Source organism: Streptomyces sp. NPDC127117 (assembly GCF_042677325.1).
In the GTDB taxonomy this organism is placed as follows: domain Bacteria; phylum Actinomycetota; class Actinomycetes; order Streptomycetales; family Streptomycetaceae; genus Streptomyces.
On the sequence record NZ_JBHXTM010000010.1, the window covers coordinates 149,270 to 169,892 of the forward strand.

Here is a 20,623-nt window from a genome sequence, read left to right on the forward strand (position 1 = left end):
ATGCTGACACTGGAATCGGCCACGGTTCGCTTCGGCGAGCGGGCGGCGCTCGACGCGGTGGATCTGGAGGTCGCCGAGCACGAGATCGTGTGTGTGCTCGGGCCGAGCGGAAGCGGCAAGTCCACCCTGCTGCGGGTGGTCGCCGGACTGCACCCGCCGGACGGTGGCCGGGTGCTGCTGGACGGCGCGGACCAGGCCGGGGTGCCGGTGCACCGGCGTGGGCTCGGCCTGATGTTCCAGGACCACCAGCTCTTCCCGCACCGCGATGTCGGAGCCAATGTGGCGTTCGGTCTGCGGATGCGCGGGGTCTCGCGCCGTGACCAGGAGCGCAGGGTCGGCGAACTCCTCGACCTGGTGGGCCTGCCCGGCGCCGAACGGCGCGCCGTCGCCGCCCTGTCCGGCGGTGAGCAGCAGCGCGTCGCCCTCGCGCGGGCACTCGCCCCGAGCCCCAAGCTGCTGATGCTGGACGAACCGCTCGGCCAGCTCGACCGAGGTCTGCGCGAGCGGCTCGTCGTCGAGCTGCGCAGCCTCTTCGGCCGGCTGGGCACGACGGTGCTCGCCGTCACCCACGACCAGGGCGAGGCGTTCGCGCTGGCCGACCGGGTGGTGGTGATGCGGGACGGGCGGATCGCCCAGGTGGGCACCCCGCTGGAGGTCTGGCAGCGGCCCGCCTCCGCCTTCGTCGCCCGGTTCCTCGGCTTCGACAACGTGGTCGGGGCGACGGTGAGCGGCACCGTCGCCGACACGGTGTGGGGCGAGGTGCCGGTGCCCGGGGGCTCGCCGCAGGGGGAGTGCGATCTGCTGGTGCGCCCTGCCGGGGTCCGGATCGGCGGCCCGGACCAGGGGCTGCGCTGTGTGGTCGGGACGCGTACGTTCCGGGGCAATCATGTCGCCGTGCGGCTGGTGCCGAAGGACGGTCCGGAGCTGGAGGCGGAGTGCGCGCTGCGGGACGCCCCCGAGGAGGGGGCGACGGTCGGGGCCGGCTTCGACGCGGCCGGGACCGTGGTCCTGCCCGCCAGCCCCTGACATCCCGCCCCTGACCGTCCGCCCCTGACCGTCCGCCCCGGGCGAGCCGACCGGGGGCGGCGCCCACCGGTCGCGGGAGCCGCCCATCGGCCGGAGGATTGCCGGATGCCCCGGAGTGCGGCGCCGGCCGCCCCGGGAAACCCCCGGAACGTCCTCGCGGACGGCCCCGGGGCCGTGCAGCGGATCCGGAAGACTCCGGGAAGGACAGGGACATGACCGAGTCAGCACGCGAGGGCATCGACATCACCCGCATCCTCGACGCCCCGCCGGAAAAGGTCTTCGCGGCCTGGACGACGCCCGAGCACTTCGCGGCCTGGTACGGCGGCGACGCCGAGGTGCCGCTCGACCGGGTGTCGATGGATGTCAGGCCGGGCGGCGCCTGGAGCCTGGTCATCGTGGTGCCGGGCACCGAGATGCCGTTCCACGGGGTCTACCGGGAGGTGGTGGCCCCCGAGAAGCTGGTGTTCACCCTGAAGGACGCCTCCGCGCCCGCCGACATCGAGGGCGAGACCGTCACCGCCACCTTCACCGAGCGCCGAGGCGGGACCACCGAGCTGGTCTTCCGGCAGCGCGGCGGCAACCTCACGGCCGAGCAGTACGCGGCGGCCGAGGACGGCTGGGAGGCCTTCTTCGACGCGCTCGCGGCCCGGCTCGCCTCCTTCTGAGCCCGGCCTATGCCTTCGCCGACAGCCGGGCCAGTGCCCCGGGGGCCTCGTCCACCGTGTCCACGAGCGCGATCCGGGACTCCATCGCCCGGCCGGCGGCCAGTGCGCGCAGCAGCGGCCAGGCCGGCAGGACGCGCGTCCAGTGGGCGCGGCCGACCAGCACCATCGGGGTCGGCCCGCCCGGCGAGCCGTAGTAGTTCGGCGTCGCGTCGTCGAAGATCTCCTGTACGGTGCCGGCCGCGCCGGGCAGGAAGATCACGCCCGCCGTGGAGCGGCTGAGCAGCCCGTCCTCGCGCAGCGCGTTGGCGAAGTATTTGGCGATGCGGTCGGCGAACGGGTTCGGCGGCTCGTGCCCGTAGAACCAGGTCGGGATCGAGACGGAACCGCCACCGCCCGGCCGGCGCCGGCGCACCTCGAAGGCGGCCAGCGCCCAGTCGGTGACCGACGGGATGAACGAGGGGGCCGTGGCCAGCAGTGCGCAGGCCTCCTCCAGCACGGCATCGGGGTGCGGCGCCACGTACGCCCCGAGGTTCGCGGCCTCCATCGCGCCGGGCCCGCCACCGGTGGCCACCGTGAGCCCGTCCCGGGCCAGGGTCCGCCCCAGCCGGGCCGCGGCGGCGTACGGGGCGCTGCCGCGGGCCGTCGCGTGGCCGCCCATCACGCCGACCACGCGGGCGCCGGTGAGGAATTCGTCCAGCGCGTCGGAGACCGCGTCGTCGTGCAGCGCCCGGAGCATCGACGCGAAGGTGTCGCCGTTCGCCCGGGTCCGCTGGAACCAGCGGTACGCGCGGGCGTCCGGCGTCGCCGCGTAGCCGCCGTCCGCCAGCCCCTCGTAGAGCGCGTCGGGGGTGTAGAGCAGGCCGCGGTACGGGTCGAAGGGGAGCCCGGGCACCGGCGGGAAGACGAACGCGCCGTCGGCCCGCACGTTCGCCGCCGCCTCCGGCTCCATCGGGCAGCCGAGGAAGACGGCGCCGGCCGTGTCGGCGGCCATCAGGGCGGCGCCGCGGTCCGTCAGGTCGACCGACTGCACCCGATGCCCGGCCAGCGACCCCGAGGCGACCGCCTCGTCGAATGCGGCGAGCGACTCGATCTCGGGGCCGGGCGGGGGACCGTTTTCGTCCGGATTGTCCACGCTGTCATGCTACGTAGCCGCCGGGTGCCGGCGCCCGGCCCGCGGCGCGCGTCCTCAGACCGTCAGCGGCAGTGCCGCCAGCTCCGCGATCAGCCAGGTCAGCGGGGCGAAGACGATCAGCAGCGCGGCGGCGCGCAGGGCCGTCGCGGCCCGCAGCGCCGACACCGGGGCGCCGAGCCGCAGCAGCGCCAGTGCCGTCTGCTCGCGGGCCTGCCGCGCCTCCAGTGCCGAGGTCAGCAGCGTCGCCGTCGTGCAGCCGAGCACGAGGACCGCGCCCAGCACCGTCAGCGGGCCGAGCGGGCGGGTCTGCGTCCCGTACAGGGCGTAGGCGGCGACCACCGCGGCCAGTACCGCGCAGACCACACCGAGCGGCCGGCCGATCCGCCGCGACTCGTCCATGAGCACCCGGCCGGCCAGCAGCCGTACGGCGCCGGGGCGCGCGCTCTGGAGCAGCCGCCCGCACAGGTGGGCCAGCCCCGGGCCCGCCACGGCCAGCCCGGCCGCCGCCAGCGTCCACCCCGCCAGCACCCCGGCCGGGGTGGCGTCGAGCCTGCCGGGCAGCGGGAGCAGGCTGTGGCCGTCGCCCCGGCTCATGTACGCCTCGATGGCGAGGCCCGCCGCGGTCAGTGCCACGCCCCACGGCAGTCCCGTGGGCGGCGCCGAGGGTCCGGGCGCCTCCGGCTCCGTCAGGACCTCCGAGGACGCCTCGTCCGGAGCCGCCGTCGAGACCGGCTCGGCGCGCAGCGCGAACGCGCTCGCCGTCGCCGCGGCCACCGGCACCAGGGCCAGCAGCACCAGTGCGGCGGCGAGCGGCAGCGGGGCCTCGGCGTCGAGCAGTCCGGCCGCCGCGCCGTCGAACGGCAGCCCGGACAGGTCACCGCGCAGATGCAGGTAGAACAGCAGCGCCACCATCGATCCGAGGGTGCAGGAGACGGCGGTGGAGACCGCGGCGAGCACCGCGAGCCGGACCGGTCCGAGGCCCACCGCGGACAGTCCGGAGCGCGGCCGGGTGCTCGGGTCGGTGCGCGCGACCGCGACCGCGAACTGGACGGTGGCGGCGAACGGCACGAAGCACCACAGCAGGCGCAGCACGGCCCCGGTGGAGTGCGCCGGATGCCCCGAGGCGTACCCGAGGGCGCACAGCAGCAGGAAGCCGACGCCGGCGGAGGCTGCGGCGACCAGCAGCCGCCGCAGCAGGACCAGCGGATGGGAACCCCGGGCTAGACGGAGAGCGAGCACGCCGCGCGGCCCTCCGTATCGGACACGGCGGGCAGGGCGACGGTGGCGACGCGACGGCCGTCCAGCAGCGGGACCGTGCGGTCGGCGAGGGCGGCGATCTCCGCGTCGTGGGTGGCGAGCACGATCGTGATGCCGTGCGAACGGGCCGCGCTGGTGAGGGTGCGCAGCACATGCGTCCGGTCGCTGCGGTGCAGGGTCGCGGTCGGCTCGTCGGCGAAGATCACCGTGGGGCCGGCCGCCAGGGCGCGGGCCACGGCGATCCGCTGGCGCTGCCCCTGGAGCAGGGTGTGCGGTCGCTGCCTGGCACAGGTGCCGATGTCGAGCCGCTCCAGCCACTCCAGGGCGGTCTTCTTCGCCTCCCGGTGCGAGGCGCCGCGCAGCAGCAGCGGGAGTGCGGTGTTCTCCCAGGTGTTCAGCTCGGGCACCAGCTGGGGCTCGGGGGCGATCCAGCCGAACCGGTCGCGGCGCAGCCGTTCGCGCAGCCGGGGGCCCATGGTGTGGACGGGGACGCTGTTGAACCACACCTCGCCCTGCTCGGGCACCAGCTGGCCGGACAGGCAGTGCAGCAGGGTGGTCTTGCCGCAGCCCCGGGGGCCGGTCACGGCGAGGATCTCGCCGTCGCGGACGCCCAGGGAGACACCGCCGAGCGCGGGTGAGCCGTTGTGGGAATGGTGCAGGGAACGTGCCCAGATCACGTCGTTGTCCGGCGGGGCCACCATGGCGTACACCTCGGTTCAGATCGAAATTCCCGTCCCCCGTACGGGGGAACGAAGCCAGGGCCGATCGGTCACTCGGCACCGTAAGGATTCGAACCGCGGTGAGCGCACAGCACACGGCCCGGGTGCGCCCCTTCCCACTCGAATGGGCGCATCCGGGCCGTGTGGACCGTATGAGGATGACGGCTGGAAGCCGGTCAAGCAGTGGTCAAGCGATGGTCAAGCCGAAAGCCCGTCGGGCGGGCCGGGGCCGCAGGGGCCCCTGACCCGCCCGACGGACGGCCGGACGGCCGGCCGGAGGCCGATCCGTGGTCGGCCGGCCGGTCGGGGTGCCGGTCAGAGCTTGGTCCACGCCTCCGTGAGGACGGTGCGCAGGATGCCCTCGATCTCGTCGAACGTCGACTGGTCGGAGACCAGCGGCGGCGCGAGCTGGACGACCGGGTCGCCGCGGTCGTCGGCCCGGCAGTACAGGCCGTTGTCGTACAGCGCCTTGGAGAGGAAGCCGTACAGGACGCGCTCGGTCTCCTCGTCGGTGAAGGTCTCCTTGGTGGCCTTGTCCTTCACCAGCTCGATGCCGTAGAAGAAGCCGTTGCCGCGGACGTCGCCGACGATCGGCAGGTCGAGGAGCTTCTGCAGCGTGGTGAAGAAGGCGTTCTCGTTGTCCAGGACGTGCTGGTTGAGGCCCTCGCGCTCGAAGATGTCGAGGTTGGCGAGGCCGACCGCCGCGGAGACCGGGTGGCCGCCGAAGGTGTAGCCGTGCAGGAAGGTGTTGTCACCCTCGTAGAACGGCGCGGCGATGCGGTCCGAGACGATGCAGGCACCGATCGGGGAGTAGCCCGAGGTCATGCCCTTGGCGCAGGTGATCATGTCCGGCACATAGCCGAACTTGTCGCAGGCGAACATCGTGCCGAGACGGCCGAAGGCGCAGATGACCTCGTCGGAGACGAGCAGCACGTCGTACTTGTCGCAGATCTCGCGGACGCGCTGGAAGTAACCGGGCGGCGGCGGGAAGCAGCCACCGGCGTTCTGTACCGGCTCCAGGAAGACGGCGGCCACGGTCTCCGGGCCCTCGAAGAGGATCTCCTGCTCGATCTGGTCGGCGGCCCAGCGGCCGAAGGCCTCGGGGTCGTCGCCGTGGATCGGGGCGCGGTAGATGTTGGTGTTCGGCACCTTGTGCGCGCCGGGGACCAGCGGCTCGAAGGGGGCCTTCAGGGCCGGCAGGCCGGTGATGGACAGGGCGCCCTGCGGGGTGCCGTGGTAGGCGACCGCACGCGAGATGACCTTGTACTTGGTCGGCTTGCCCTGGAGCTTGAAGTACTGCTTGGCCAGCTTCCAGGCGGTCTCCACGGCCTCGCCGCCACCGGTGGTGAAGAAGACCTTGTTGAGGTCGCCCGGCGCGTAGTCGGCGAGGCGCTCGGCCAGCTCGACGGCCTTCGGGTGGGCGTAGGACCACACCGGGAAGAAGCCCAGCTCCTGGCCCTGCTTGTAGGCCGCCTCGGCGAGCTCGTGACGGCCGTGACCGGCGTTGACCACGAACAGGCCGGACAGGCCGTCCAGGTAACGCTTGCCCTGGTCGTCGAAGATGTAGGTGCCCTCGCCACGCACGATGGTGGGAACGGGCGCGTTCTCGTAGTCCGACATGCGGGTGAAGTGCATCCACAGGTGGTCGTACGCGGTTCGGCTGAGGTCCTTGCTCACGGCTATCGGGTTCCCCACATATAGGTCTGCTTCTTGAGCTTCAGGTACACAAAGCTCTCGGTGGAGCGCACGCCGGGGAGGGCCCGGATGCGTTTGTTGATCGTTTCCAGCAGGTGGTCGTCGTCCTCGCAGACGATCTCCACCATCAGGTCGAAGGAGCCCGCGGTCATCACCACGTACTCGCACTCGGCCATGGCCGACAGCGCCTCGGCGACGGGATCGAGGTCGCCCTCGACATTGATGCCCACCATCGCCTGCCGCCGGAACCCCACGGTGAGGGGATCGGTGACGGCGACGATCTGCATCACGCCCTGATCGAGCAGCTTCTGGACGCGCTGTCGCACGGCCGCCTCGGAGAGGCCGACGGCCTTGCCGATCGCGGCGTACGGACGGCGTCCGTCCTCCTGGAGCTGCTCGATGATTGCGAGGGAGACGGCATCGACCGCTGGTGACGATCCGTTCCCGGTCCTGGAGTCTGCGCTGCGACTGGCCACACATCCACTGTGCACCGGGACTCGTCTGTCTGGCAACCCCAGATCGATGAAATTCGTTGTTTGAAGGTCCGGATCTAACTGAATCCGAAGTTCACGGCGGTTGGGCATGTCGAAAGCGACACCCGAGCGACTACCCTGGGCATCTCACCCATTGGACGTGTCGACAGGAGGGGTGGTTGTGACCACCGAGGTGCGCCGTCTGCGCAACTACATCAACGGAGAATTCCGGGACGCCGCTGACGGGCGGACCATCGACGTGATCAACCCGGTGACGGAAGAGGTCTACGCGACCTCGCCGCTCTCCGGCCAGGCCGATGTCGATGCCGCGATGGACGCCGCCGCGGCCGCATTCCCCGCCTGGCGCGACGCCACGCCCGCCGAGCGCCAGAAGGCCCTGCTGAAGATCGCGGACGCCTTCGAGGAGCGCGCCGAGGACCTCATCGCCGCCGAGTCGGAGAACACGGGCAAGCCGCTCGAACTGACCCGTACCGAAGAGCTTCCGCCGATGGTGGACCAGATCCGCTTCTTCGCGGGTGCGGCACGGCTGCTCGAAGGCCGCTCGGCCGGCGAGTACATGGAGGGCCTCACCTCCATCGTCCGGCGTGAGCCGGTCGGCGTCTGCGCGCAGGTCGCGCCGTGGAACTACCCGATGATGATGGCCGTCTGGAAGTTCGCCCCGGCGCTCGCCGCGGGCAACACCGTCGTCATCAAGCCGTCCGACACCACCCCGGCGTCGACCGTGCTGATCGCCGAGATCATCGGCCAGATCCTGCCCAAGGGCGTCTTCAACGTCATCTGCGGCGACCGGGACACCGGCCGCGCGATGGTCGAGCACGCCACCCCGGCGATGGCCTCCATCACCGGCTCGGTACGGGCCGGCATGCAGGTCGCCGAGTCCGCCTCCAAGGACGTCAAGCGGGTCCACCTGGAGCTCGGCGGCAAGGCCCCGGTCGTCGTGTTCGAGGACACCGACATCGCCAAGGCCGTCGAGGGCATCTCCGTCGCGGGCTACTTCAACGCCGGCCAGGACTGCACCGCCGCCACCCGTGTCCTGGTCCACGAGTCCATCCACGACGAGTTCGTCACCGCGCTCGCCAAGGCCGCCGCCGACACCAAGACGGGGCAGCCGGACGACGAGGACGTGCTCTACGGCCCGCTCAACAACGCCAACCAGCTCAAGCAGGTCAGCGGCTTCATCGAGCGGCTCCCCGCCCACGCCAAGGTCGAGGCGGGCGGCCACCGGGTCGGCGACAAGGGCTACTTCTACGCCCCGACCGTCGTCTCCGGCCTCAAGCAGGACGACGAGATCATCCAGAACGAGGTCTTCGGCCCGGTCATCACCGTCCAGAAGTTCACGGACGAGGCCCAGGCCGTGGAGTACGCCAACGGCGTCGAGTACGCCCTGGCCTCCTCGGTGTGGACCAAGGACCACTCCCGCGCCATGCGGATGTCCAAGAACCTCGACTTCGGCTGCGTGTGGATCAACACCCACATCCCGCTCGTCGCCGAGATGCCGCACGGCGGCTTCAAGAAGTCCGGCTACGGCAAGGACCTCTCCGCGTACGGCTTCGAGGACTACACCCGCATCAAGCACGTCATGACCTCGCTCGACGGCTGATATCCCGTCAGCAGGCAGGTCACGGCCCCGGGCGCCTTCGCCCGGGGCCGTGACCGTTCCGGGGCATCGACAGGGTGTGCGGACGGAGCCGGTGGCGCTGGACGGTTGGTCCATTGCCTCCGCCGCCGGCGGACCGGCATCCTGCGCAGGTGCGAGCAACCCCGAAGAACCCCATGTCCCGCCGGTCCCTGCTGCGCGCCTTCGGAGCCACGGCGGCCGGTGTCACGCTGGCCGGCTGTGGAGTGCCCGCCGCCTATGTGGAGCCCGGTGACCGCGCCGGACGCGACACCTCGGCGCGCGACCACACCCTGCACTTCGCGAACTGGCCCCTGTACATCGACACCGACGACGAGGACGAGTCGAAGCGGCCCACCCTCGACGCGTTCGGCAGGCGGACCGGGATCTCCGTCACGTACACCGAGGAGATCAACGACAACGACGAGTTCTTCGGGAAGATCAGCCCGGCGCTGATGAACCACCAGGAGACCGGCCGGGACCTGATCGTCATCAGCGACTGGATGTCCGCCCGGTTCGTGCGGCTGGGCTGGGTGCAGGAGATGGACCGGGCCAAGCAGCCGAACGTCGCCAAGTACCTGGATCCGCAGCTGCGCTCGCCCGCCTTCGACAAGGGCCGGCTGCACAGCGTCCCCTGGCAGTCCGGGATCACCGGCATCGCCTACAACCGCAAGAAGCTCGGCCGTGAGATCAAGCACCTGAGTGATCTGTGGGCGGACGACCTGCGCGGCAAGGTGACGCTGATGTCCGGGCTCGACGAGTCCATGGCCCTGCTGATGCAGGGCAACGGCGTCGACATCACCCGCTGGCGGCCGGACGACTTCTACCTGGTGTGCGACCAGGTCGAGAAGCTGGTGAAGAAGCGGCACATCCGCCGCTTCACCGGCAACGACTACATCAAGGACCTGTCCACCGGCGATGTGCTCGCCTGCCAGGCCTACTCGGGCGACGTCATCCAGCTCCAGGCCGACAACCCGGAGATCGAGTTCGTGGTCCCCGAGGAGGGTGCCGAGCTCTGGGCGGAATCACTGATGATCCCCAACCTCGCGCGCCACAAGCGCAACGCGGAGAAGCTCATCGACTACTACTACGAGCCGGAGGTCGCCGCCGAGCTGGCGACCTGGGTCAACTACGTCTGCCCCGTCCCGGCCGCCCGCGAGGTGCTGGCCTCGTCCAAGGACAAGGAGACCGCCGCGCTCGCCGAGGACCCGCTGATCTTCCCCGACGACGCGATGCGCAAGCGGCTCGCGATCGCCCGCGACATCACGTCCGAGGAACGCACCGGCTTCGCGAAGAAGTGGAACGCCATCGTCGGGTTGTGAGCCGTACCAGGGGCGGCGTAAAAGGCCGGTAAACCCGGGCGTACGCTGCGGACATGAGCGAGCGAAGAGCCCTGCTGAGGCGCATACGCGTGTGGTTGGCCGTCTTTATCGTCTGTCTGGTGCTGAGCGGGCTGACCGCCTTCCCTCTCGTCCATGAACTCCACTGGGCCGAGGACCTGCTGAGGTCCTCGGCCTCTCCCGTTCCCGAGCACTTCCCGGCCCTGATGGAGTGGATCACCAGGGTCCGCACCGGCCTCGACGAGGCCGACGCGAAGTACCCCTTCGTGCTGTACGGCACCGACTGGCTGGCCTTCGCGCACCTGGTCATCGCGGTCGCCTTCCACGGGCCCTACCGCGACCCGGTCCGCAACATCTGGGTCATCGAATTCGGCATGATCGCCTGCGCCGGGATCATTCCGCTCGCGCTGATCTGCGGGCCCATCCGTTCCATCCCCTTCTGGTGGTCCGTCATCGACATGTCGTTCGGGGTCTTCGGGGTGATCCCGCTGCTCGTGGTGCACCGCAAGATCAAGCGGCTGGAGGCCATGGGGCCGGTGCCGGCACCCGGACCGGCCGCCGCGACGGCCTGAGCCGCCCGGCGTCAGAGCTTGCGCGCCACCGCGCCGAACTGCGCGACCCGCGCCGCGCCTGGCTCGCCGCGCCAGTGCGCGCACGACACGATGCCCGGGTCCACCAGGTCGAGCCCGGTCAGGAACGAGGCGAACTCGGCGCGGGTGCGGGCGGTGATCGGCGGGGTGGCGTTCTCGTTCCAGAACCGCATCGCCGCCTCGTTGCCCCCGCCGCCCAGCTCCAGCGTGGGATGGGTGAGCACCAGATGGCTGCCGGAGGGCAGCGCGTCCATCAGCGTGCGCACGATCCGCCGGGCCTCGTCGGTGTCGAGGACGAAGTTCAGGATGCCCAGGAGCATGACCGCGACCGGCCGCTCCAGGTCGAGCGTCGGCGCGGACGCCCGCAGGATCCGCTCCGGATCGCGGGCGTCCGCGTCGACGTACTCGGTCGCGCCCCGCGGCGATCCGGCGAGCAGTGTCCGGGCGTGCGCCAGTACCGCCGGATCGTTGTCGACGTACACGACGCGGCAGTCCGGCGCGGTGCGCCGGGCGACCTCGTGGGTGTTGCCGGCGCTCGGCAGGCCGGTGCCGATGTCCAGGAACTGCCGGATCCCCGCCTCACCGACCGGATACCGGACCGCCCGCCCCAGGAACGCCCGGTCGGCACGGGCCACTTCGCCGATGCTCGGGTACATCCCGGTGACCCGGTCGCCGACCGCCCGGTCCACGGGGTGGTTGTCCGTGCCGCCGAGCCAGTGGTTCCAGACCCGCGCGTTGTGCGCGACGTCGGTACGCATGCCGTCGGGTACGGGGGTGGTGCGGGGATCGGTCATGTCGCTGCTCCTCCTGCGCCGGGCCCGCATCGCGGACGATGGGGTGGCCCATGATGCCGGACCGGTCAACGGGGGCTGTGTGCCGGAGAGTTGGCGATGACGTCGTGCAGGACGTCGACCCGGTTGGTGGTGATCGAGTCGACGCCGTGCCGGACCAGCCGGCGCATGGTCCGCCTGGTGTCGGCCGTCCAGGCGGAGACCAGCAGCCCGTCGCGGTGCAGCCGGTCCGTCAGTTCCGGGTCCACCAGACCGAACCGGTAGTTCAGCCAGCGCGGCCGCACCGCGTCGAGCAGCGCGGCGCGCGGCGGCGCGAGGGTCGTCCAGGTCATGGCGATCTCGGCGTTCGGGTCGGCGGCCCGTACCCGGAGCATCGCCCCGGGGCCGGCGCAGTAGTACGTCCGCTCGCCGGCCCCGCACTCGCGCACCACCCTGACGATCCTCGGTACGGAACCGTCGGTGGAGCCCGGCAGATCGACCATGACGCGGTGTGCCCCGGCGGCGAGCAGCGCCTCGCGCAGGGTGGGCACACCGCCCCGGGTCAGCTCGGTGAGCTCCGCGTGGGTCAGCCGGTCCAGCCGCACTTCATGACCCCACAGCCGCTTCAGCGTGGCGTCGTGCAGCAGGACCGGCACGCCGTCGCGGGTGAGCCGCACATCGATCTCGACCGCGTCCGCCCCTCGTGCGAGCGCGGAGCGGATCGAGGGCAGGGTGTTCTCGCGGACACGGTAGGGATCGCCGCGGTGGGCCACGGCGGTGACTGAGCTGACCATGGGGTCATTGTGACCACAGGGTCACCGGGCCGTGCGCTCCAGCCAGTTCGTCGTGTACGTGTCGATCTCGTCGGCCAGCGTCCGCTTGCCGGCCGCGTCGAGGTACGACGCCTCGACGGCGTTCTTCGCGAGCGAGGCGAGACCCCGCTCGTCCAGACCGAGGAGACGGGCGGCCACCGCGTACTCGTTGTTGAGGTCGGTGCCGAACATCGGCGGGTCGTCGCTGTTGATGGTGACCAGTACGCCCGCCTCCACCATCTGCCTGACCGGGTGCTGCTCGATGTCGGCCACCGCCCGGGTCGCGATGTTCGAGGTCGGGCAGACCTCCAGCGCGATGCGGTGCTCGGCGAGGTGGGCCAGCAGCTTCGGGTCCTGGACGGAGCTGGTGCCGTGACCGATGCGCTCGGCGCGCAGATGGGTCAGCGCGTCCCAGACGGTCTGCGGCCCGGTGGTCTCCCCGGCGTGCGGCACGGAGTGCAGGCCCGCGGCGATCGCCCGGTCGAAGTAGGGCTTGAACTGCGGGCGTTCCACCCCGATCTCCGGACCGCCGAGACCGAACGAGACGAGTCCCTCGGGCCGCAGGTCCACGGCGAGCCGGGCGGTCTCCTCGGCTGCTTCGAGCCCGGCCTCGCCGGGGATGTCGAAGCACCAGCGCAGCACGACACCCAGCTCGGCCTCGGCGGCCTTGCGGGCGTCCTCTATGGCCTCCATGAACGCCTGCTCGGGGATGCCGCGCCGGGTCGAGGAGAACGGGGTCACCGTCAGCTCCGCGTAGCGGATGTTCTGCCGGGCCATGTCGCGGGCGACCTCGAAGGTCAGCAGGCGGACGTCCTCCGGGGTGCGGATCAGGTCCACGACGGAGAGGTACACCTCGATGAAGTGCCCGAAGTCCGTGAAGGTGAAGTAGTCGGCGAGCGCCTCCGGGGCGGTGGGGACCTTGGAGTCGGGGTGGTGCGCGGCCAGTTCGGCGACGATGCGGGGGGAGGCGGACCCGACATGGTGGACATGCAGCTCCGCCTTGGGCAGCCCCGCGATGAAGGGGTGCAGATCGGTCATCGGACTCTCCGGGCGTGGAACGGTTCGGGTGCCGGGCGCGGTCGGCCGGGCAGGGGACGGGGATCATCGTAGGCCGGGCCCACCGGGGCGCAGTGGGGCCGTAGCATGACGGGATCACGATGGGGGAGGCCCATGTCAGACAACACAGAGCAGCCCGCGGGCGGGGCCGCGCCGCGCGATCCGTGGGCTCCGCCGGACAGCAGGGTGCCGCTGGAGAAGCCGGCCGGCGATCCCAGCCCGCCCGCTGTGCACAGCCAGCCCACGGTCACCTCGATGCCGGGCGTCGGGGACGGACCCGCGCCGGCCGACACACCGCCGCCGGCCTTCGGAGCCCCGGCGCAGAACGGGCCGGTGCCGGGAACCGGATTCGGCACAGGTCCCCATCCCGGTCCCGGGGAGGTCCCGCCGCCGCCGGTCGGGCCGAACGGACCGGGCCAGCCGGTCCCGCCGGTCGCGGGCCAGTACGGCTACCCGGCCGCACCCCCTGTGCAGTACGGCGGCTACCCGGCGTACCCCGGCTACAACCAGGCGCCCTGGGGCGGTCCGCCGCCCTCCAACGGCATGGGTACCGCGGCCATGGTGCTGGGCATCCTGGCCATCTGCATGTTCTGCATCTACGGGATACCGAGCCTGATCCTGGGCGCGCTGGCCCTGATCTTCGGCATCCTGGGCCGCAAGCGCGTACAGCGCGGTGAGGCGACCAACGGCGGTCAGGCGCTCGCCGGGATCATCACGGGTTCCATCGGCATCGTCTTCGGTGTGGCGATCATCAGCTTCTTCATCTGGCTGTTCGCCACCCACGCCGAGGAATTCGAGGACAGCGGCTACAACGACGATCCGTACTCGACGTCCCTGGTCGTCGACGTCACGCGTTAGCCGCTCCCGCGCTCTGTCCCGCTCCCGATGGCCCGGCCCCCGTGGCCGGGCCATCGGGCTTCCGGGCCACCACGTGTCCCCGGCGCCTCATGACGCGCGCAGCTCCGCCCGCGCGTCCATCAGCGCGAATCCCAGCAGATTCAGCCCGCGCCAGCTCGCCGGATTCTCCGCCCGAGGGTCGTCCGCAGCCAGCCCGATGCCCCATATCCGGTCCATCGGGCTCGCCTCGACCAGCACCCGGTCCCCGGTGTTCAGCAGGAATTCCCGCAGCTCAGGGTCGCCGCCGAACTTGTGCACACTGCCGGCCACCACGAGGCCGTACCGCTCGCGCTGCCACACCTCGTCGTCGAATCCGCGGACCAGCCGGCCCACCTTCTTCGCCGCGGCCGGGCTCTTCGCCGCCACCGCCGCGGCCTCCGACTCCGCGTCGCCGAACAGCCGCGCCTTGCCGGCCATCATCCAGTGCTCGGCCGACGCGTACGCCACACCGTCGACCGTGAAGGGCGAGGGCCACCACTGGCTGAGGCAGCTCGCGCCGATCCGGCCGTCGGGCCGGGGGCGGTGTCCCCAGAAACGCAGGTACTTGACCTTCTCGCCGCGTGCGGACCGCGCCAGAAGATCGCTCATGTGTTCCATGACATGCGATTGTGGCATTCGCCACTGACACTACGTACGGGGATTTCCGCACCGACACGACACATGGTCGACAGATTCCGTCGCGTAACCAAAAGGCAACAACGGAATCACTTGTTGGGGTTGATCCCCTCTGCCAGGATCGGCACTCAAATCGAGCAGAAGCTACGCCGTCCCCGTATTCCGGGGTGCGGCGGAGGAGATCGTCATGGGCAACGGCATCCAGGTGCGGGACCGCTTCGCGGACGGCGCACAGTACATCGGCGGAAAGCTGCGGTCCGGAACATCGGGACGTCACCACGACGTGGTGAACCCGGCGACGGGCGAGACCGTCTACAGCTACGAGCTGGCGGGCACCGCCGACGTGGACGCCGCCGTGGCGGCCGCCCGCGCGGCGTTCCCCGGCTGGTCGGGCGCGACGCCCGCCGAGCGGGCCGAGGCGATGCACCGCTTCGCCGCCGTCCTCGCCGAGCAGGCCGAGGACTTCGCGTACGTGGAGTCCCTCCAGTGCGGCAAGCCGATCAAGCTCTCCACCGAGTTCGACGTGCCGGGCACCGTCGACAACACCTCCTTCTTCGCCGGGGCCGCCCGCCATCTGGAGGGCAAGTCGGCCGCCGAGTACGACGGCGACCACACCTCGTACGTACGCCGTGAGGCGATCGGCGTCGTCGGCTCCATCGCGCCCTGGAACTACCCGCTCCAGATGGCCGCCTGGAAGGTCCTCCCGGCCATCGCGGCCGGCAACACGATCGTGCTGAAGCCCGCCGAGATCACCCCGCTCACCTCGCTGATGTTCGCCCAGGCGGCCACCGAGGCGGGCATCCCGGACGGTGTGGTCAACATCGTCACCGGCGCCGGCAAGGACGCCGGTGAGCACCTCGTCGGCCACCCGGACGTCGTGATGACCTCCTTCACCGGCTCCACCGCCGTCGGCAAGCGGGTCGCGGAGATCGCCACCTCCACCGTCAAGCGCCTCCACCTCGAACTCGGCGGCAAGGCCCCCTTCGTGGTCTTCGACGACGCCGACCTCGAAGCCGCGGTCAACGGCGCGGTCGCCGGGGCGCTCATCAACACCGGCCAGGACTGCACCGCCGCCACCCGCGCCTACGTCCAGCGCCCGCTGTACGACGCCTTCGTGCAGGGTGTCGCAGAGCTGATGGAGACCGTCCGGCTCGGCGACCCCTTCGACCCGTCGACCGACCTCGGCCCGCTGATCAGCCACGCCCAGCGGGACCGGGTCGCCGGATTCGTCGAGCGGGCCCGCGCGTACGCCACCGTCGTCACCGGCGGCGAGGCCCCCGGCGGCGAACTGGCGGCCGGCGCCTACTACCGGCCGACACTGGTCGCCGGAGCCGCCCAGGACAGCGAGATCGTCCAGTCGGAGATCTTCGGCCCGGTCCTGGTCGTGCTGCCCTTCGACAGCGACGACGAGGGCATCCGGCTCGCCAACGACACCCCGTACGGACTCGCCGCCTCCGCCTGGAGCCGCGACCTGTACCGCGCCAACCGCGCCACCCGCGAGATCAAGGCGGGCTGTGTCTGGGTCAACGACCACATCCCGATCATCAGCGAGATGCCGCACGGCGGATACAAGGCCAGCGGCTTCGGCAAGGACATGTCCTCGTACTCCTTCGAGGAGTACACGCAGGTCAAGCACGTCATGTACGACAACACCGCGGTCGCCCGCAAGGACTGGCACCGCACGATCTTCGGGGACCGATAACCCGGCCGACCCGGCCACACACACCCGAAAGGGCAACGCGCATGGAGCAGTACGAGCCCGAGCGCCTCTCCGCGGCCCAACTCGCCGCGATGCGACGCAGCCTCACCAGCGGCCGGGGCGCTCTGACCCGCCGATCGCTGATCCGCGCCTCCGGCATGGGGGCGCTGGCGATCGGCGGGCTGGGCACGCTGAGCGCGTGCGGCATCCCGCCCGCCAAGCGGGAGGGGGATGCCGCCGCGGCGTCCGACGACCACTCGGCCGAGGAGAAGCAGATCAACTTCTCCAACTGGACCGAGTACATGGACGTCACCGACGACGGCAAGCACCGGCCCACCCTGGAGGCGTTCACGAAGCGCACCGGGATCAAGGTCAAGTACACCGAGGACATCAACGACAACGTCGAGTTCTTCGGCAAGATCAAGCCGCAGCTCGCGGCCGGCCAGGACACCGGCCGCGACATCATCTGCGTCACCGACTGGCTGGCCGCCCGCATCGTCCGCCTCGGCTGGGCGCAGAAGCTCGACGCGTCGAACCTGCCGCACGCCTACGCCAACCTTTCGGCCCAGTTCCGCTCCCCGGACTGGGATCCGGGCCGTGCCTACTCCTACCCCTGGGCGGGCATTCCCGCCGTCATCGCCTACAACTCCAAGGCGACCGGCGGCCGCAAGGTCGACTCCGTCACGCAGCTCCTCGACGACCCGAAGCTCAAGGGGCGGGTCAGCTTCCTCTCGGAGATGCGCGACTCCATCGGCATGACCCTGCTCGACATGGGCAAGGACCCCGGCAGCTTCACCGACGCCGACTACGACGCCGCGATCGACCGGCTCCAGAAGGGCGTCGACAAGAACCAGATCCGCCGCTTCACCGGCAACGACTACACCGCCGACCTCGACAAGGGCGACATCGCCGCCTGCGTCGGATGGGCCGGCGACGTCATCCAGCTCCAGGCCGGGAACCCGGACATCAAGTACGCGATTCCGGCCGCGGGCTACGTCATATCCAGCGACAACCTGCTGGTCCCGGTGAAGGCACGGCACAAGACCAACGCCGAGAAGCTCATCGACTACTACTACGAGCCGTCGGCCGCCGCGGAGCTCGCCGCGTACATCAACTTCGTCTGCCCGGTCGACGGGGTCCGCGACGAGCTGGCGAAGATCGATCAGGCGATGGCCGACAACGTCCTGATCCTCCCGGACAAGGAGATGGCGTCCCGGTCGCACGCCTTCCGCTCCCTGACCGCCAAGGAAGAGACGGCGTACGAAGAGAAGTTCGCCAAGCTCATCGGCGCCTGACCGCCGCTCCTCTCCAGCCCGATCCCCCTCTGACACCACTGGGACCGCGATCCATGACACAGCAGCAGACAGGCGGCGACGTCCGCCTCACCGGGATCAGCAAGACGTACGGCTCCTTCGAAGCCGTCAAGCCGCTCGATCTGACCGTCCCGCAGGGCTCCTTCTTCGCGCTGCTCGGCGCGTCCGGCTGCGGCAAGACCACCACCCTGCGGATGATCGCGGGCCTGGAGGAGGCGACCACCGGCACGGTCTCGCTCGGCGGCCGGGACATCACCGGACTTCCCCCGTACAAACGGCCCGTCAACACGGTCTTCCAGAGCTACGCGCTCTTCCCGCACCTCGACATCACCGAGAACGTCGCCTTCGGCCTGCGCCGGCGCGGAATCAAGTCGGTGAAGAAGCAGGTCGACGAGATGCTGGAGCTCGTCCAGCTCGGCGACTTCGCCAAGCGCAAACCGCACCAGCTCTCCGGCGGCCAGCAGCAGCGCGTCGCCGTCGCCCGCGCCCTGATCAACCACCCGCAGGTGCTCCTGCTCGACGAACCGCTCGGCGCCCTCGACCTCAAGCTGCGCCGCCAGATGCAGCTGGAGCTCAAGCGCATCCAGACCGAGGTCGGCATCACCTTCATCCACGTCACCCACGACCAGGAGGAGGCCATGACCATGGCCGACACCGTCGCGGTGATGAACGGGGGCCGGGTCGAGCAGCTCGGTGCCCCCGCCGACCTGTACGAGAACCCGAGGACGACCTTCGTCGCCAACTTCCTCGGCACCTCCAACCTCATCGAGGGCGAGATCGTCTCCACCGGCGCCGACATCGTGGTGGCGGCGGGCGGCGGCAAGCTGCGGCTGCCCACCGACCGGTGCACCGCCCCGACCACCGACGGCGGCAAGCTGCTCCTCGGCATCCGCCCGGAGAAGATCTCGCTCGCGCACGCCGACGACGCGGACGCGATCGCCGACGGCCGCAACCGGGTCACCGGCCGGATCGTCGACTCCAGCTTCATCGGAGTCTCCACGCAGTACGTGGTGGAGAGCCCGGCGGGCAAGGCGCTCCAGGTGTACGAGCAGAACATCGAGCGCGATGCCAGGCTCGCCCCCGGCGCCGAGGTCGTCCTGCACTGGAACCCGGCACACACCTTCGGCCTCGACGCCGCCCAGGACATCGACGCCGGTGTGGAGACGGTGGAGGACGCGGCGTGACCGTCACCAAGGAGGCACCACCGGCGCCCGTCACGGAGCTGAAGCTCCGCAAGCCCTCCACCCGCAAGCGCCTCGTCCCGTACTGGCTGCTGCTCCCCGGCATCCTGTGGCTGGTCGTCTTCTTCGCGCTGCCGCTGGTCTACCAGGCGTCGACCTCCGTGCAGACCGGATCCCTGGAGAAGGGGTTCGAGGTCACCTGGCACTTCCAGACCTACTGGGACGCGCTGACCGACTACTACCCGCAGTTCATCCGGTCCCTGCTGTACGCCGGCACCGCCACCATCCTGTGCCTGCTGCTCGGCTACCCGCTCGCGTACCTCATCGCGTTCAAGGCGGGCCGCTGGCGCAACGTCGTCCTGGTGCTGGTCATCGCGCCGTTCTTCACCAGCTTCCTGATCCGCACGCTCGCCTGGAAGACGATCCTCGCGGACGGCGGCGCGGTCGTCGACGTACTGAACACCCTGCATGTCCTGGACGTCACCAGCTGGCTCGGCTGGACCGAGTCCAACCGCGTGCTTGCCACCCCGATGGCCGTGGTCTGCGGCCTCACGTACAACTTCCTGCCGTTCATGATCCTGCCGCTCTACACCTCGCTGGAGCGGATCGACGGCAGACTGCACGAGGCGGCCGGCGACCTGTACGCCACCCCCGCCACCACCTTCCGCAAGGTGACCTTCCCGCTCTCCATGCCGGGTGTCGTCTCCGGAACGCTGCTCACCTTCATCCCGGCCAGCGGTGACTACGTCAACGCGGAACTGCTGGGCTCCACCGACACGAAGATGGTCGGCAGCGTCATCCAGACCCAGTTCCTGCGGGTCCTGGACTACCCGACGGCGGCCGCGCTCTCCTTCATCCTCATGGCGGTCGTCCTGATCATGGTCACCGTCTACATCCGCCGCTCCGGGACGGAGGACCTGGTCTGATGCCCGTACTGCGCTGGATACGCCGGAATCTGATCGTCATCGCGGGTCTGCTGACCCTCGCGTACATGATCCTTCCGAACGTCGTCGTCATGGTGTTCTCGTTCAACAAGCCGAACGGGCGCTTCAACTACTCCTGGCAGCGCTTCTCGCTGGACGCCTGGAAGGACCCCTGCGGCGTCGCCGACATGTGCGGCTCGCTCTCGCTGTCCCTGCAGATCGCCGTCTGGGCCACCATCGGCGCGACCGTCCTCGGCACGATGATCTCCTTCGCGCTGGTCCGCTACCGCTTCCGGGCGCGCGGCGCGATCAACTCGCTGATCTTCCTGCCGATGGCGATGCCCGAGGTCGTCATGGCCGCCTCGCTGCTCACCCTCTTCCTCAACATGGGCGCACAGCTGGGCTTCTGGACGATCCTCATCGCGCACATCATGTTCTGCCTGAGCTTCGTCGTGACGGCCGTCAAGGCGCGCGTGATGTCGATGGACCCGAGGCTGGAGGAGGCGGCCCGCGATCTGTACGCCGGCCCCGTGCAGACCTTCCTGCGGGTGACGCTGCCGATCGCCGCCCCCGGAATCGCGGCGGGGGCGCTGCTCGCCTTCGCGCTCTCGTTCGACGATTTCATCATCACCAATTTCAACGCGGGCTCCACCGTGACCTTCCCCATGTTCGTCTGGGGATCGGCGCAGCGCGGCACGCCCGTGCAGATCAACGTCATCGGAACGGCGATGTTCATCATTGCCGTGATGGTGGTTGTCGTCGGCCAGCTCATCGCGAACCGGCGGAAGAACAGCGCACGATAGAAAGCCCTGAAGGAGTTGGAA

General features: G+C 70.5%; 20 protein-coding genes. 11 read left to right on the top strand and 9 right to left on the bottom strand.

Annotation, left to right across the window (positions count from 1 at the left end):
- Together ACFVH0_RS12125 and ACFVH0_RS12130 are read left to right on the top strand one after the other, a co-directional pair.
- Window positions 1–1,026, top strand: coding sequence for an ABC transporter ATP-binding protein (locus ACFVH0_RS12125; RefSeq protein WP_385819451.1), 1,026 nt, complete (start codon window positions 1–3; stop codon window positions 1,024–1,026).
- A gap of 212 nt (window positions 1,027–1,238) precedes the next feature.
- Entirely contained in the window at window positions 1,239–1,691 is a 453-nt protein-coding gene (locus tag ACFVH0_RS12130) for an SRPBCC domain-containing protein (protein ID WP_385819452.1), read from the top strand.
- 7 nt (window positions 1,692–1,698) lie between these two features.
- Here ACFVH0_RS12130 and ACFVH0_RS12135 read toward each other — a convergent pair whose 3' ends face one another.
- The 5 genes from ACFVH0_RS12135 to ACFVH0_RS12155 form a co-directional block, all read right to left on the bottom strand.
- On the bottom strand, window positions 1,699–2,823 hold the full coding sequence (locus ACFVH0_RS12135; RefSeq protein ID WP_385819453.1) for an LOG family protein: 1,125 nt from the start codon (window positions 2,821–2,823) through the stop codon (window positions 1,699–1,701).
- 54 nt (window positions 2,824–2,877) lie between these two features.
- Window positions 2,878–4,062, bottom strand: coding sequence for a hypothetical protein (locus ACFVH0_RS12140; RefSeq protein WP_385819454.1), 1,185 nt, complete (start codon window positions 4,060–4,062; stop codon window positions 2,878–2,880).
- Complete coding sequence (locus tag ACFVH0_RS12145) at window positions 4,044–4,781, bottom strand: ABC transporter ATP-binding protein (protein WP_385819455.1); 738 nt, start codon at window positions 4,779–4,781, stop codon at window positions 4,044–4,046. The genes ACFVH0_RS12140 and ACFVH0_RS12145 overlap by 19 nt, the downstream gene beginning before the upstream one ends.
- Before the next feature lie 333 nt (window positions 4,782–5,114).
- Window positions 5,115–6,494, bottom strand: a complete 1,380-nt coding sequence (locus tag ACFVH0_RS12150; RefSeq protein WP_072487209.1) for an aspartate aminotransferase family protein — start codon at window positions 6,492–6,494, stop codon at window positions 5,115–5,117.
- Window positions 6,479–6,970, bottom strand: coding sequence for an Lrp/AsnC family transcriptional regulator (locus ACFVH0_RS12155; protein WP_176729251.1), 492 nt, complete (start codon window positions 6,968–6,970; stop codon window positions 6,479–6,481). Before ACFVH0_RS12155 ends, ACFVH0_RS12150 begins: the two co-directional genes overlap by 16 nt.
- Window positions 6,971–7,148: 178 nt before the next feature.
- Here ACFVH0_RS12155 and ACFVH0_RS12160 point away from each other — a divergent pair, with 178 nt between their 5' ends.
- From ACFVH0_RS12160 to ACFVH0_RS12170, 3 genes are all read left to right on the top strand, one after another.
- Window positions 7,149–8,588, top strand: a complete 1,440-nt coding sequence (locus tag ACFVH0_RS12160) for a gamma-aminobutyraldehyde dehydrogenase (RefSeq protein ID WP_385819456.1) — start codon at window positions 7,149–7,151, stop codon at window positions 8,586–8,588.
- A gap of 173 nt (window positions 8,589–8,761) precedes the next feature.
- A complete protein-coding gene (locus ACFVH0_RS12165) occupies window positions 8,762–9,925 on the top strand; it encodes a PotD/PotF family extracellular solute-binding protein (RefSeq protein WP_385819484.1) in 1,164 nt (387 codons plus the stop codon).
- 53 nt (window positions 9,926–9,978) lie between these two features.
- Window positions 9,979–10,515, top strand: a complete 537-nt coding sequence (locus ACFVH0_RS12170; protein WP_385819457.1) for a hypothetical protein — start codon at window positions 9,979–9,981, stop codon at window positions 10,513–10,515.
- A gap of 11 nt (window positions 10,516–10,526) precedes the next feature.
- On the opposite strand, the gene ACFVH0_RS12175 is transcribed toward ACFVH0_RS12170, so the two are convergent.
- From ACFVH0_RS12175 to ACFVH0_RS12185, 3 genes are all read right to left on the bottom strand, one after another.
- Entirely contained in the window at window positions 10,527–11,327 is an 801-nt protein-coding gene (locus ACFVH0_RS12175; protein WP_385819458.1) for an SAM-dependent methyltransferase, read from the bottom strand.
- A gap of 65 nt (window positions 11,328–11,392) precedes the next feature.
- The gene (locus ACFVH0_RS12180; RefSeq protein ID WP_385819459.1) at window positions 11,393–12,097 is read right to left on the bottom strand and encodes a glycerophosphodiester phosphodiesterase; all 705 of its coding nucleotides are present in this window, start codon (window positions 12,095–12,097) and stop codon (window positions 11,393–11,395) included.
- Window positions 12,098–12,118: 21 nt separating this feature from the next.
- A complete protein-coding gene (locus ACFVH0_RS12185; protein WP_385819460.1) occupies window positions 12,119–13,153 on the bottom strand; it encodes an adenosine deaminase in 1,035 nt (344 codons plus the stop codon).
- Between the two features lie 132 nt (window positions 13,154–13,285).
- Between ACFVH0_RS12185 and ACFVH0_RS12190 the strand changes: the two genes are divergently transcribed.
- On the top strand, window positions 13,286–14,029 hold the full coding sequence (locus ACFVH0_RS12190; protein ID WP_385819461.1) for a DUF4190 domain-containing protein: 744 nt from the start codon (window positions 13,286–13,288) through the stop codon (window positions 14,027–14,029).
- Between the two features lie 87 nt (window positions 14,030–14,116).
- Here the strand turns inward: ACFVH0_RS12190 and ACFVH0_RS12195 are convergent, their stop codons facing one another.
- A complete protein-coding gene (locus ACFVH0_RS12195; protein ID WP_385819462.1) occupies window positions 14,117–14,656 on the bottom strand; it encodes an NADAR family protein in 540 nt (179 codons plus the stop codon).
- A gap of 214 nt (window positions 14,657–14,870) precedes the next feature.
- Here ACFVH0_RS12195 and ACFVH0_RS12200 point away from each other — a divergent pair, with 214 nt between their 5' ends.
- The 5 genes from ACFVH0_RS12200 to ACFVH0_RS12220 are packed head-to-tail and all read left to right on the top strand — an operon-like array spanning window position 14,871 to window position 20,602.
- On the top strand, window positions 14,871–16,385 hold the full coding sequence (locus tag ACFVH0_RS12200) for a gamma-aminobutyraldehyde dehydrogenase (RefSeq protein WP_385819463.1): 1,515 nt from the start codon (window positions 14,871–14,873) through the stop codon (window positions 16,383–16,385).
- Between the two features lie 41 nt (window positions 16,386–16,426).
- Window positions 16,427–17,677 (top strand): PotD/PotF family extracellular solute-binding protein, encoded by a 1,251-nt coding sequence (locus tag ACFVH0_RS12205; protein ID WP_385819464.1) that lies wholly within the window; start codon window positions 16,427–16,429, stop codon window positions 17,675–17,677.
- A gap of 53 nt (window positions 17,678–17,730) precedes the next feature.
- Window positions 17,731–18,879 (top strand): ABC transporter ATP-binding protein, encoded by a 1,149-nt coding sequence (locus ACFVH0_RS12210; RefSeq protein ID WP_385819465.1) that lies wholly within the window; start codon window positions 17,731–17,733, stop codon window positions 18,877–18,879.
- Entirely contained in the window at window positions 18,876–19,802 is a 927-nt protein-coding gene (locus ACFVH0_RS12215; protein ID WP_385819466.1) for an ABC transporter permease, read from the top strand. The genes ACFVH0_RS12210 and ACFVH0_RS12215 overlap by 4 nt, the downstream gene beginning before the upstream one ends.
- Window positions 19,802–20,602, top strand: coding sequence for an ABC transporter permease (locus ACFVH0_RS12220; protein WP_259934962.1), 801 nt, complete (start codon window positions 19,802–19,804; stop codon window positions 20,600–20,602). The genes ACFVH0_RS12215 and ACFVH0_RS12220 overlap by 1 nt, the downstream gene beginning before the upstream one ends.
- Window positions 20,603–20,623 lie beyond the last annotated feature (21 nt).

Bases quoted from the DNA above. Each gene is read 5' to 3' on its own strand.
- ACFVH0_RS12125 (WP_385819451.1), top strand. From the start codon at position 1: ATGCTGACACTGGAATCGGCCACGGTTCGCTTCGGCGAGCGGGCGGCG.
- ACFVH0_RS12130 (WP_385819452.1), top strand. From the start codon at position 1,239: ATGACCGAGTCAGCACGCGAGGGCATCGACATCACCCGCATCCTCGAC.
- ACFVH0_RS12145 (WP_385819455.1), bottom strand. From the start codon at position 4,781: ATGGTGGCCCCGCCGGACAACGACGTGATCTGGGCACGTTCCCTGCAC.
- ACFVH0_RS12165 (WP_385819484.1), top strand. From the start codon at position 8,762: ATGTCCCGCCGGTCCCTGCTGCGCGCCTTCGGAGCCACGGCGGCCGGT.
- ACFVH0_RS12170 (WP_385819457.1), top strand. From the start codon at position 9,979: ATGAGCGAGCGAAGAGCCCTGCTGAGGCGCATACGCGTGTGGTTGGCC.
- ACFVH0_RS12175 (WP_385819458.1), bottom strand. From the start codon at position 11,327: ATGACCGATCCCCGCACCACCCCCGTACCCGACGGCATGCGTACCGAC.
- ACFVH0_RS12180 (WP_385819459.1), bottom strand. From the start codon at position 12,097: ATGGTCAGCTCAGTCACCGCCGTGGCCCACCGCGGCGATCCCTACCGT.
- ACFVH0_RS12185 (WP_385819460.1), bottom strand. From the start codon at position 13,153: ATGACCGATCTGCACCCCTTCATCGCGGGGCTGCCCAAGGCGGAGCTG.
- ACFVH0_RS12190 (WP_385819461.1), top strand. From the start codon at position 13,286: ATGTCAGACAACACAGAGCAGCCCGCGGGCGGGGCCGCGCCGCGCGAT.
- ACFVH0_RS12195 (WP_385819462.1), bottom strand. From the start codon at position 14,656: ATGAGCGATCTTCTGGCGCGGTCCGCACGCGGCGAGAAGGTCAAGTAC.
- ACFVH0_RS12200 (WP_385819463.1), top strand. From the start codon at position 14,871: ATGGGCAACGGCATCCAGGTGCGGGACCGCTTCGCGGACGGCGCACAG.
- ACFVH0_RS12205 (WP_385819464.1), top strand. From the start codon at position 16,427: ATGGAGCAGTACGAGCCCGAGCGCCTCTCCGCGGCCCAACTCGCCGCG.
- ACFVH0_RS12210 (WP_385819465.1), top strand. From the start codon at position 17,731: ATGACACAGCAGCAGACAGGCGGCGACGTCCGCCTCACCGGGATCAGC.
- ACFVH0_RS12220 (WP_259934962.1), top strand. From the start codon at position 19,802: ATGCCCGTACTGCGCTGGATACGCCGGAATCTGATCGTCATCGCGGGT.